Source organism: Pseudonocardia xinjiangensis (assembly GCF_012911925.1).
In the GTDB taxonomy this organism is placed as follows: domain Bacteria; phylum Actinomycetota; class Actinomycetes; order Mycobacteriales; family Pseudonocardiaceae; genus Pseudonocardia; species Pseudonocardia xinjiangensis.
The window spans coordinates 1-11,946 of sequence record NZ_JAAXKY010000192.1; the positions used below are offsets into that span (position 1 = coordinate 1).

Consider the following 11,946-nt stretch of genomic DNA (forward strand, 5'->3'; position numbering starts at 1 on the left):
CGGCGGCAGCGTGCCCGCCTGGTGCGCCGGGGCCGGGTTGCCCGCCGGCGGCCTGGAGCCGGTGGGGTAACCGTTGCCCTGACCCGTGGCGTAGCCGTTGCCCGGCCCGCCCTGCTGGTGCTGGGCACCGTTGCCGCTCGCTGCGGGCTGGTTCGGCGCGGGCCGGTCGGCCGGGTAGGCCGGGGCCCCGCCGGCGCCCGATGTGGGGGACGGCCGGTCGGGCGAGCGGAACGCGGTGGGTTCCATCTTCTTGTGCGTGGGACCGCCGGCCTCGAACCCGGCCGCGATGACCGTGACCCGCACCTCGTCGCCGAGGGAGTCGTCGATCACCGTGCCGAAGATGATGTTGGCCTCGGGGTGCGCGGCCTCCTGCACCAGCGACGCGGCCTCGTTGATCTCGAACAGACCCAGGTCGGAGCCGCCGGCGATCGAGAGCAGCACGCCCTGGGCACCGTCCATCGACGCCTCGAGCAGCGGGGAGTTGATCGCCTTGCCCGCCGCCTGCACCGCCCGGCCCTCGCCCCGCGAGGACCCGATACCCATCAACGCGCTGCCCGCACCGGACATGACGCTCTTGACGTCGGCGAAGTCGAGATTGATCAGGCCCGGCGTGGTGATCAGGTTGGTGATGCCCTGGACACCGGAGAGCAGCACCTCGTCGGCGGACCGGAAGGCGTCCATCAGCGAGACGCCCACGTCACCGAGCTGCAGGAGCCGGTCGTTCGGGATGACGATCAGCGTGTCGCACTCGTTGCGCAGCCCCTGGATCCCGTCCTCCGCCTGCCCCGCGCGGCGGCGGCCCTCGAAGGTGAACGGGCGGGTGACGACACCTATCGTCAGCGCGCCGAGCTTGCGGGCGATCGACGCGATCACCGGTGCGCCGCCGGTGCCCGTGCCGCCGCCCTCGCCCGCCGTGACGAAGACCATGTCGGCCCCCTTGAGGACCTCCTCGATCTCCTCGCGGTGGTCCTCCGCCGCCTTGCGCCCGACCTCGGGGTTCGCCCCGGCACCCAGCCCGCGCGTCAGCTCCCGGCCGATGTCGAGCTTGACGTCGGCGTCGGACATCAGGAGCGCCTGCGCGTCCGTGTTCACCGCGATGAACTCGACGCCCTTGAGACCGACCTCGATCATTCGGTTGACGGCGTTCACGCCGCCGCCACCGATGCCGACGACCTTGATCACGGCCAGGTAGTTGTGCGGGGGCGTCATGGCGCACCTTCCAGTCCAGCTTCGGGCGGACCCAGGGGTCCGGGCCTTCGTGTTCGAACGCTAGGTCGCCTCATGGTCCCGGTCCAGCAGGCGCGCCGCGCAGAGGCAACCCCCCGACCGGGTCGGCCGTGAAGTCACCCACTCCCCTGGTTCCTGCGTCACGCAGAGTGGCGCCGCAACCCGGGCGAGTGCATGGGAGGCACGTGCTCACCGCTTGATCGTAGGCAGGTCCGGACTCGTCACGTCGAAGACGTGGCCGGGCTGGGTGAGCAGCGGCACGATCACGGCCGCCTTGTCGGCGGACCGGTCCGGGGACCCCCATCGGATCTGCCGCCCGCCGGACAGGCCGAGGGTCACCTGACCCGGCGCGTCCGGCGCCGTGTCCGTGGCGTCCACGGTCAGGATCTGCGGCCGCACCGAGTCCGGCAGCGCGGCGAGGACGGCGACCGCCGCCTGCGTGGACGGGTCGTCGGGGCCGACCGCGCCGAACGTGAACCGCGGCAGTCCCGGCGCGGCCGCACCGGGGTACACCGCACCGGACCGGTCGACGAGCGCCAGGCCCTGCGCGGTCTGCACCGTGGCCACCGCGACCCGTTCGGTGATGTCGATGGTGACCGTGTGCAGCCAGTTCCTCGTGACGCGGACCGACTCCACGCCGGGCAGCTGGGCCACCCGGTTGGCGACCCCGGCGGTGTCCACGGCGGCCAGCGGAGCGCCCACGGTGACCCCCGCGGCGGCCACCACGTCGTCGACCGGGACGACGGTGTCGTCGGCGGTGTCCGGGGCGCCGCCCCGGTTCGCCACGGTGACCTGGACGTTCTCGACGTCGGCCAGCCCCACGTCGTAGAGCAGCACGCGGCCGGTCAGGCCCAGGCCGACGAGCAGCAGCAACGCGACCAGCAGGGCGGCGAGCCTGCGGCGCCGGTAGCGCGACGCCGGGACCGGCCGCACCGCCGGACGCGGCTGGCGTCCCGGGGGACGCCGGGTGGGCCGGTCCTCCATCGAGCGCGGAGGTGCCGGGCGGGACACGGGACGGGGGGTCGTCGAGCTGCTCACATGCCCTCCTCGCCGGTGTCCGTCGGGCCGGCCGGCGGAGCGACCGCCCCTCGCCGGCTTCGGCCGTCCCGCTGCCCGGTCATGACCGCTCCCGTCGCTCCAGCTCGAGCAGGATCTCCGGGGCCAGCACGGTGACGTCACCGGCGCCCATCGTGATCACGAGGTCGCCGGGCCGGGCGACACCGGCGATCACGGCCGGGACGTCCGACCAGCGCGGCACGTAGTGCACGCGGTCTGGCGGGAGCGTGACCGCATCGGCCACGAGCGCGCCGCTCACCCCGGGTTCGGGGTCCTCGCGGGCGCCGTAGATCTCGAGGACGACCACCTCGTCCGCGAGCCCGAGCGCCGCGCCGAACGCACCGGCGAACTCGCGGGTGCGCGAGTAGAGGTGTGGCTGGAAACCGACGACCACCCGGCCCCGGTCGCCCACCACGTCCCGGGCCGCGCGCAGCTGCGCCGCCACCTTGGTGGGGTGGTGGGCGTAGTCGTCGTACACGGCCACACCGGCGGCGCGGCCGCGGAACTCGAACCGGCGACGCACCCCGTCGAACGCGGCGAGCCCGGCCAGCAGGCCGTCGACCTCCGCACCGAGCTCGACCCCCGCCAGCAGCGCGGCCAGCGCGTTGAGCGCCATGTGCTCGCCGGGAACGGCCAGGCGGAGCAGGTGCTCGACGCCGTCGTGGCTCAGCACCACCCGCGCGCCGGTGCCGTCGGGCCGGAAGTCGACCAGGCGGGCGTCGACGCCCGGCCCCCGGCCGTAGCGCCGCATCCTGATGCCGCGGCCCTCCGCCACCCGGGCCAGCGCCTCGGCGCCGGGGTCGTCGGCGCACGTCACGAGCGCGCCACCGGGCACGATCCGGTCGAGGAACGTCTCGAACGCCGCCAGGTAGGCCTCGACGCTGCCGTAGTGGTCGAGGTGGTCGGCCTCGACGTTGGTGACCACCGCGACCACCGGGGAGAAGGCGAGGAACGACGCGTCGCTCTCGTCGGCCTCCGCCACGAAGATGTCGCCGCTGCCCTCGTGGGCGCCCGACCCGGACGCGGCGAGGTCACCGCCGATCGCGAAGGAGGGGTCGAGCCCGCAGTGCTGCAGCGCGACGGTGAGCATCGAGGTGGTGGACGTCTTGCCCGCCGTGCCCGTGACGGCGGCCAGCCGCCTGCCGTCGGTCAGCGCGGCCAGTGCCCGTGCGCGGTGCACCACGTCGAGCCCGCGCTCACGGGCGGCGGCCAGCTCGGGGTTGGTGGTACGGATCGCGCTCGACACCACCACGGTGGCGGGCGCCTCGGGCAGGTGGGCGGGGTCGTGACCGATCTCCACGCGGGCACCGAGCGCGCGCAGGGAAAGCACGGCGCGCGAGTCCTTGGCGTCCGACCCGGAGACGGTGGCCCCCCGCGCGAGCAGGATCCGGGCGATCCCGCTCATGCCGGCGCCACCGATCCCGATGAGGTGCACCCGGCCCGCCAGATCGACCCGGACGTCCGCGTCGCTCATGACTGCAGCCACGGGTCGGGTCCGGTGCGCCGGGGCCTGGTGTCGGCCCGCCAGAGGTCCTGGCCCGGCGGCAGGCCAGGATGCCCGGCGATGTCCAGGACGAGGTGGGCGAGCCGGTCGGCGGCGTCGGCGTGGCCGGAGGAGCGCGCCGCCCTGCCCATGGCGGCCAGGCGACCGGGGTCGGTGAGCAACGGGACCAGCTCGGCCGCGGCCCGCTCACCGGTGAGCTCGGCGTCGTCCACCAGCAGCCCTCCCCCGGCGGCGACGACGGGCGCGGCGTTGAGTGCCTGCTCCCCGTTGCCGTGCGGGAGCGGGACGTAGACGGCGGGGAGACCGACGGCGGTGATCTCGGCGACGGTGGTCATGCCGCACCGGCCGAGCACGGCGTCAGCCGCCGCGTAGGCCAGGTCCATCCGTTCGATGTAGGGCGTGGCGACGTAACCGCGGGCGGGTGGCGCCGGGGTGCCGTTCCTGCCGTGGGCGTGCAGGACCGCGATCCCGGCACCCAGCAGGCGGGGCAGCGCGGCGGCGACCGCCTCGTTCAGCGTGCGCGCCCCCTGGGAGCCACCGAACACCAGCAGCACCGGACCGTGCGGGGGAAGGCCGAACCACTGCCGGGCCTGGGCGCGCAGTGCTCGCCGGTCGAGACCGGTGATCGACCGCCGCAGCGGCATCCCGACGACCTGCTCGCCGGGCAGGCCGCTCCCGCCCACCGCGACCGCGACGAGCTCCGCGAACCGCGCGCCGACCTTGTTGGCCAGCCCCGCCCGGGCGTTCGCCTCGTGGACGACGACCGGCACCCGGCCGCGCGCGCCCAGGTAGGCGGGCAGCGCGACGTAGCCCCCGAAGCCCACCACGACGTCGGCCTCCACCCTGTCGAGCACCTCCCGCACCCGCATGACGGCCTCGCGCACCCGCACGGGCAGGCGCAGCAGGTCACCGCTCGGCTTGCGCGGCATGGGCACCGGTGGGATCAGCTCCAGCGGGTAGCCACGAGCCGGGATGAGGGCGGTGTCGAGCCCGCGTTCGGTGCCGAGCGCGGTGATCCGGGCGTCCGGTCGCCGCCGGACCACGGCGTCGGCGAGCGCGAGCGCCGGTTCGATGTGCCCCGCGGTGCCCCCGCCGGCAACGACGATCGAGGGCCCCCGCCGGACGGCGGGACCGGTGCTCATCGGACCCGTCCCCGCTGCACGGGCCGGCGGGTGGCAGGTGCGCGGTAGGGCGTCGGCATCGGCAACCGCAGCATCCGCGCCACGCGGCCCTGACCGTGCTGTTTGAGCGCCGCGATGGCCTCCGGTTCGTGGCGCGCGGCGTTGGCGAGGGTCCCGAAGACGAACATGGTGACCACGAGCGAGGTGCCTCCGGACGAGATCAGCGGGAGCTGCAGCCCGGTCACCGGCAGCAGCCCCACGACGTAGCAGATGTTGATGGCGGCCTGCGCCACCAGCCAGGTCGTCGAGGTGGCGACCACCAGTTTGAGCCACGGGTCGGTGTTGCGGGCGGCGATGCGCAAGCCGGTGTAGGCCAGGGTGGCGAAGAGCGCGAGCACGGCGAACGCACCGATGAAGCCCAGCTCCTCGCCGATGATCGCGAAGATGAAGTCGTTGTGGGCGTTGGGCAGGTAGCTCCACTTCGCCCGGCCCTGCCCGAGCCCGACGCCGAACAGCCCGCCGTCGGCGAGCGAGTAGAGCGCCTGGCGGGCCTGGTAGTCGCCGCTGAGCGGGTCGCCGCCCGGGGAGAGGAACGCGTTGATGCGATCCAGCCGGTAGCTCGCGGTCAGCGCCAGCACGATCGCACCGGCCACTGCGCCCCCGGTGAGCGCGAGCATCAGCCGCATCGGGGCGCCCGCGTAGAACAGCAGAGCGACCAGCACCATGCCGAGCGTGACCGCTCCGCCCAGGTCGGGCTGCAGCACGAGCAGGGTGAGCAGCACGACCGTCACCGGCACCACCGGCGACAGCGCGTACTTCCAGCGGTGCATCACGGCCCGCCGGGCGACGAGCACGTGCGCGCCCCACAGCGTCAGCGCGACCTTGACCGCCTCCGACGGCTGGATGGAGATCGGGCCCAGCACGAACCACCCGCGGGACCCACCGCGTTCCTGGCCGACGAGCAGCACGGCGATCAGTGCGACCACACCTGCCATCAGCGCGGCGGGCGCCACCGCGCGCAGGGTGCGCGGCGGGACCCGCAGCCCCACCCAGAACAGGATCAGGCCGGGCACGCAGAAGATGAGCTGGCGGGTGAAGACCGAGTACGACGAGCCGTCGGCGGTGTAGGACTCCACCGCCGATGCCGACAGCACCATGACCAGTCCGAACAGCGTCAGCAGCCCGAACACGCCGAGGATGAGGTGCAGCGACGTGAGGGGGCGGCGCAGCCACTGCCCGAGCGCGGCGCCCATGCGACCGACCGCGCCCCGGAAACCGGTACGCGGCGTGGGCCGGGTACGCGGCGGCCGCGGCCGGCCGGTGTCGGCGGCGGTCATGACCCCTCCCCCGGTCGTGGCTGCAGCGCGGTGGCCGCAGCGGCGAACGCCCGGCCACGGTCGCCGTAGTCGGCGAACTGGTCCATCGACGCCGCGGCCGGGGCGAGCAGGACGACGTCACCCGGCCGCGCGAGGGCTGCGGCCCGTCGCACGGCGATCACCATGGGGCCATCGTCACCCGATGTCACCTCTGCGACGGGGACGTCGGACGCGTGTCGCGCGAGAGCCGCGAGGATCTCGGTGCGGTCGGTGCCGATGACGACCGCGGCGCGCAGCCGGTCGGCGTGCCGAGCCACCAGGTCGTCGACGGAGGCGCCCTTGAGGAGACCGCCGACGATCCACACGACCTTCGCCGGGGCCTGGACGCTGATCGACGCCGCCGCGGCGTGCGGGTTGGTGGCCTTGGAGTCGTCGACGAAGCGGACGCCGGCCACCGTGGCGACCTCGGCGCCGCGGTGCGGTCCGGGGCGGAAGTCGTCCAGGCCGCCGCGCACGGCGTCCGGTCCGACCCCGTGTGCCCTGGCGAGTGCCGCGGCGGCGAGCGCGTCGACGATCCCCGGCGCCCCGCCGGGGTGCACGGCCGCCACCGGGGCCAGCTCGCCGCCGCCAAACGCGCGGTCGACCAGCATCCCGCCGACCACACCGAGCTGGTCGGGCCCCGGCTCGCCGAGCGTCACCCCCACCCGGCGCGGGGCGGGTGACTCGGCGAGCAGCGCGGCGGCGGCCGGGTCGTCCGCACCGGCGACGGCGATCGGGCCGAGCAGCGCCCTGGCCTTCGCCGCGGCATAGGCCGCCATCGAGCCGTGCCAGTCCAGGTGGTCGTCGGCCACGTTGAGGACGCAGCCGGCGGCGGGCCGGATCGACGGGGACCAGTGCAGCTGGAAGCTCGACAGCTCCACCGCCAGCACGGGGTGCCCGGCCCGGACCGCGTCGACCACCGGGTAGCCGATGTTGCCGCAGGCCACCGCGTCGCGACCGGCCGCACGCAGGATCGTGGCGAGCATGCCGACCGTGGTGGTCTTGCCGTTGGTGCCGGTGACGACCAGCCATTCCGGCGGTGTGTCGCGGGCCTGCCCGACCCACCAGGCCAGCTCGGGCTCGCCGACCAGCGGCACCCCGGCCGCGGCGGCCGCGGCCACCAGCGGGTGGTCGGGGCGCCGGCCGGGGGAGGTGACGACGAGCGCGGTGCCGGGCGGCACGGTGTCGGGATCCCCGCCGGGCTCGGCCCCGGTGGGCAGGTCGGTGAGCCGGGCCGGCACGGCGTCGGTGACCGTCACCCGCGCTCCGAGCTCGACCAGCGCCGCCGCGGCGGCCAGGCCGGACACGCCGGCCCCGGCCACGAGCACCGCGGCGCCGTCGAGCTCGGGCGGGGCGCCCATCACTGGCCCGCCGACGCGGTGAGCCACTCCTGGTAGAACAGCCCCAGCCCGAGGGCCGCGCACATCGCCGCGAGCAACCAGAACCGGATGATCACGGTCGTCTCCGCCCACCCGGCGAGCTCGAAGTGGTGGTGGAACGGCGCCATCCGGAACACGCGGCGCCTGGTGGTGCGGAACACCGCGATCTGCACGGCCACCGACAGCGCCTCCACCACGAACACCCCGCCGATCACCACGAGCAGCAGTTCGGTGCGCGTCACGATCGACAGGCCGGCGACGAGCCCGCCGAGCGCGAGCGACCCCGTGTCGCCCATGAAGATGCGCGCCGGGGCGGCGTTCCACCAGAGGAAACCGATGCAGCCGCCCATCGCGGCCGCCGACACGAGCGCGACGTCGAGAGGGTCGCGTACCTGGTAGCAGCCCGCCGCGCTGAGCAGCGAGCAGTTGTTGCGGAACTGCCAGAACCCGATGATCGTGTAGGTGGCCAGCACCATCGCGGCGGTGCCCGCGGCCAGGCCGTCGAGCCCGTCGGTGAGGTTCACCGCGTTGGACCAGGCCGCGACGATGAGGTTGGCGAGCACCACGAACCCGATCAGACCGAACGACAGCACGGTGATGTCGCGGACGAACGAGAGGTTGTCCGAGCCCGGTGTCAGCCCGTCGGCGTTGGCGAAGCGCAGCGCGAGGATGCCGAAGATCGTGGCGGTGAGCACCTGCCCGACGATCTTGGACGTCTTGTTCAGGCCCAGGTTGCGGGCCCGGCGGATCTTGATGAAGTCGTCGAGGAACCCGACGACCCCCAGCGCGGTGGTCAGGAACAGCACGAGCATCGCCGATGACGTCACCGGCTCGCCGGTGAGCAGGTGCGAGACCGAGTAGCCGAGCCAGATCGCGAGCAGGATGGCGACGCCACCCATCGTCGGGGTGCCGCGCTTGGCCTGGTGGCTCGACGGCCCCTCGGCGCGGATCTCCTGGCCGAAGCCCTGCCGCGAGAAGAACCGGATGAGGTAGGGCGTGAGCAGGATCGAGACCGCGAGGGCGACCCCCGCGGCGATGAAGACGCCTCTCACCGCGACACCGACCCCTCCAGCAGGCCGGCAGCCACCCGTTCCAGCCCCGCCGCGCGGGACGCCTTGACCAGCACCACGTCGCCGGGGTTCAGCTCCGACCCCAGCAGCGTCAGTGCCTCGCCGATGCCCTCCGCGCGCCGGGCACCCGGGTAGTCGGCGGTCTCGACCGCGACGAGCTCGTCGACACCCAGCTCCCGGGCCAGCGCCGCGACCTCGGCATGGGCCGCGGCGCTCCCGTCACCGAGCTCGCCGATCCGCCCGAGCACCGCCCACGTCCTGCGCTGCCCGCCACCGAGCGCGACCAGAGCCTGCAGTGCGGCGCGCATCGACTCCGGGTTGGCGTTGTAGGCGTCGTTGACGACGGTGACGCCGTCGGGACGGTCGACGACCTCCATCCGCCACCGGGACGCCGGTAGCGCGTCGCCCAGAGCAGCGGCGGTCCCGTCTGCGGTGGCGCCGAGCTCGTGCGCCACGGCGGCTGCGGCGAGCGCGTTGCCGACGTGGTGCTCACCCACCAGCCGCAGCGCGACGGACGCGCGACCCGCCGGCGTGACGAGGGTGAAGCGGGCGCGACCGGCGTCGAGCTCGACGTCCTCGGCGCGCACGACGGCGTCGGGCCCGCGGCCGAACGTGACGACCCGGGCGTCCGTGCGCGACGCCATCGCCGCGACGGCGGGGTCGTCGGCGTTGAGGACGGCCACCCCGGTGTCCGCAGGCAGTGCCTCCACCAGCTCGCCCTTGGCGGCCGCGACGGCGGCGCGGGAGCCGAACTCACCGAGGTGGGCGCTGCCCACGTTGAGGACCACCGCGATCCGCGGGGGCACGGCGGCGGCGAGCCGCGCGATGTGGCCGGGGCCGCGGGCCGAGTACTCGAGCACCAGGTGGCGGGTGGCGGCGTCGGCACGCAGCGCCGTCCAGGGCAGGCCGAGCTCGTTGTTGAACGACCCCGGAGGCGCGACGGTCGGCCCCAGCGGGGCGAGGACGGCGGCGAGGAGGTCCTTTGTGGAGGTCTTGCCGGAGCTGCCGGTGACCCCGACGACGGTGGTGGCCGGCAGCGCGCGCACCGCGTGTGCAGCCAGCCGGGCGAGCGCGGCCAGCACGGCGGCGCCGAACCCGTCGGGGTCGGTCTCGGCGAGGTAGGTGCCCACCTCGCGCGGCACCGGCGGGACCACGACGGCCGGGGCGTCCACGGGTCGCCCCGCGAGCACCCCCACGGCACCGGCCGCCACGGCGGCGGCGCCGAAGTCGTGCCCGTCGACCCGTTCGCCCGGAAGGGCGACGAACAGGCCACCCGGCCTGATCGCGCGCGTGTCGAACTCGACGGCGACGACCCGCTCCTCCCCGGTGGCGCGGTAGAGCCGCCCTCCGGTCACGGCGGCGACATCGGCCAGCCGCATCTCGATCATGCTGTCGTCCCGGTCATCGGGTGGTATCCGATCATGTCGTGCGGGGTCACTGCCGCCCGGCCCCGATCGCTGCCGCCAGCTCGGCGGCGTCGTCGAACGGGTACTTGACGCCGTCGATCTCCTGGCCTGTCTCGTGGCCCTTGCCGGCCACCACGACGGCGTCCCCCGGCCGGGCGTACGCCACCGCGGCCGCGATCGCGGCGCGCCGGTCGCCGATCTCCATCAGGTCACCGTGACCGGGCTCCGCCTGGGCACCTGCCATCATGGCAGCGCGGATCTCCGCGGGGTCCTCGGTACGCGGGTTGTCGTCGGTGACGACGAGCACCTCCGCGCGGGTGGTGGCGGCCGCACCCATCAGAGGGCGCTTGCCGCGGTCGCGGTCACCACCGCAGCCGAGCACGACGATCAGGCGGCCGGGCACCTGCGCGCGCAACGTGTCGAGCAGCGCCGCCACGGCCGCCGGCTTGTGGGCGTAGTCGACGACGGCGAGATAGGGCTGGCCCGCCTCGACCCGCTGCATCCGGCCCGGCACGGTCAGCTGCGCGAAGCGCTCGGCCGCCACCGCGGCCGGTACCCCGACGGCGTCCAGGCAGGCCAGGGCGACCAGTGCGTTGGCGACGTTGAACGCGCCCGGGAGCAGCAGCCGCACGGGCACGGACTGCCCGTCCGGGGTGAGCGCGGTGAAGCTCTGCGTGCCGTCGGGGCCCGTGGCGGCGTCCACCGCCCGCCACTGCGCCGGCCCGCGCGTGGACACCGTGACCGCGGCGGGGGCGCGCGCGGCCATCCGCTCCCCCCACTCGTCGTCGACGCACACGACACCGTGGCGGGCCCGGCCGTCGAACAGGGCGGCCTTCGCCTCGAAGTAGTCGTCCATGTCGGCGTGGAAGTCGAGATGGTCCTGCGACAGGTTCGTGAACGCGGCCACCGCGAACCGCGTGCCCGACACGCGGCCCAGTGCGAGCGCGTGGCTCGACACCTCCATCGCCACGTCCGTGACGCCTGCCTCGGCCATCACCCCGAACAGCGCCTGCAGGTCGGGCGCCTCGGGCGTGGTGAAGGCGCTCGGCAGCCGCCTGCCGTCGATGTGCGTGCCGACCGTGCCGATCAGCCCCGTGGTGCGGCCGCCTGCGGCCAGTCCGGCCTCCAGCAGGTGCGCGACGGTGGTCTTGCCGCTCGTGCCGGTGACCCCGAGCACCGACAGCCGGGCCGTCGGATCCCCGTAGACGAGCGCGGCCACCGCACCGAGGACATCACGCGGCCGCGGATGCACGAGCACCGGGAGCCGGCAGGCCGTCGAACGGGCCGCGCCGTCCGGGTCGGTGAGCACGGCGACCGCCCCCGCGGTGACCGCGTCGCCGACGAAGTCGGCGCCGTGGGCGCGCGAACCGGGTAGCGCGGCGAACAGGTCGCCGGGATGCACCTGCGCGGCGCGCAGCGTCACCCCGGTGACGGCGGCGGGCGCCGGGGCGCGGCCTGCGGGAACGGAGGTGGTGGCGTCGACGGCGGCGGCGATCACGCGCAGGTCAACCGGCCGCACGGACCGCGGTCGAGGGGACGCGGCGGCCGTGACGGCAGCGGCAGGACTGGCAGGTGACACGTCGCGGAAGGCTACCGGCGCACCCGGATCACCCCCTCCGCGCACCACCGCAACCGCGCCGGGTGATACACCACCGGACGCACCGGAACAACCGCCGGACGCACGCATCCCCAGAGGGGTCTCACCGGAGGGCCGGTGACCGTGTCCATCCGGCCGATGATCGACCCCACGGGATGTCGCACCACGCCGATCGGGGCCGGCACGTCCCCCGGCGGCGACCGGCCCGGCGTCGGCTGCGGTCGTCGCCCC

Annotated in this window: 9 protein-coding genes; all 9 read right to left on the bottom strand. The window is 74.8% G+C overall.

Annotation, left to right across the window (positions count from 1 at the left end; translation table 11 throughout):
* Positions 1-1,209 (bottom strand): cell division protein FtsZ (gene ftsZ / locus HF577_RS33760; RefSeq protein WP_246267803.1); only part of this gene is annotated, 1,209 nt, incomplete at its 3' end.
* 207 nt (positions 1,210-1,416) lie between these two features.
* Complete coding sequence (locus HF577_RS33765; RefSeq protein WP_169400062.1) at positions 1,417-2,265, bottom strand: cell division protein FtsQ/DivIB; 849 nt, start codon at positions 2,263-2,265, stop codon at positions 1,417-1,419.
* 79 nt (positions 2,266-2,344) lie between these two features.
* Positions 2,345-3,757 carry a UDP-N-acetylmuramate--L-alanine ligase gene (gene murC, locus HF577_RS33770; RefSeq protein ID WP_169400063.1) on the bottom strand — a complete coding sequence of 471 codons (1,413 nt, stop codon included), beginning with the start codon at positions 3,755-3,757 and terminating at the stop codon, positions 2,345-2,347.
* Entirely contained in the window at positions 3,754-4,929 is a 1,176-nt protein-coding gene (gene murG / locus HF577_RS33775) for an undecaprenyldiphospho-muramoylpentapeptide beta-N-acetylglucosaminyltransferase (protein ID WP_169400064.1), read from the bottom strand. The genes murC and murG overlap by 4 nt, the downstream gene beginning before the upstream one ends.
* A complete protein-coding gene (ftsW, locus tag HF577_RS33780; RefSeq protein ID WP_169400065.1) occupies positions 4,926-6,245 on the bottom strand; it encodes a putative lipid II flippase FtsW in 1,320 nt (439 codons plus the stop codon). Before ftsW ends, murG begins: the two co-directional genes overlap by 4 nt.
* Positions 6,242-7,624, bottom strand: a complete 1,383-nt coding sequence (gene murD, locus HF577_RS33785; protein WP_169400069.1) for a UDP-N-acetylmuramoyl-L-alanine--D-glutamate ligase — start codon at positions 7,622-7,624, stop codon at positions 6,242-6,244. The genes ftsW and murD overlap by 4 nt, the downstream gene beginning before the upstream one ends.
* Positions 7,624-8,694 carry a phospho-N-acetylmuramoyl-pentapeptide-transferase gene (gene mraY, locus HF577_RS33790; protein ID WP_169400066.1) on the bottom strand — a complete coding sequence of 357 codons (1,071 nt, stop codon included), beginning with the start codon at positions 8,692-8,694 and terminating at the stop codon, positions 7,624-7,626. The genes murD and mraY overlap by 1 nt, the downstream gene beginning before the upstream one ends.
* Positions 8,691-10,100 carry a UDP-N-acetylmuramoyl-tripeptide--D-alanyl-D-alanine ligase gene (locus HF577_RS33795; protein WP_169400067.1) on the bottom strand — a complete coding sequence of 470 codons (1,410 nt, stop codon included), beginning with the start codon at positions 10,098-10,100 and terminating at the stop codon, positions 8,691-8,693. Before HF577_RS33795 ends, mraY begins: the two co-directional genes overlap by 4 nt.
* Before the next feature lie 46 nt (positions 10,101-10,146).
* Positions 10,147-11,637 carry a UDP-N-acetylmuramoyl-L-alanyl-D-glutamate--2,6-diaminopimelate ligase gene (locus HF577_RS33800; RefSeq protein ID WP_312859555.1) on the bottom strand — a complete coding sequence of 497 codons (1,491 nt, stop codon included), beginning with the start codon at positions 11,635-11,637 and terminating at the stop codon, positions 10,147-10,149.
* Between the last annotated feature and the right edge of the window lie 309 nt (positions 11,638-11,946).

Coding starts and splice junctions, on each gene's coding strand:
- HF577_RS33795 (WP_169400067.1), bottom strand. CDS start 10,100: ATGATCGAGATGCGGCTGGCCGATGTCGCCGCCGTGACCGGAGGGCGG.
- murG (WP_169400064.1), bottom strand. CDS start 4,929: ATGAGCACCGGTCCCGCCGTCCGGCGGGGGCCCTCGATCGTCGTTGCC.
- ftsW (WP_169400065.1), bottom strand. CDS start 6,245: ATGACCGCCGCCGACACCGGCCGGCCGCGGCCGCCGCGTACCCGGCCC.
- murC (WP_169400063.1), bottom strand. CDS start 3,757: ATGAGCGACGCGGACGTCCGGGTCGATCTGGCGGGCCGGGTGCACCTC.
- murD (WP_169400069.1), bottom strand. CDS start 7,624: ATGGGCGCCCCGCCCGAGCTCGACGGCGCCGCGGTGCTCGTGGCCGGG.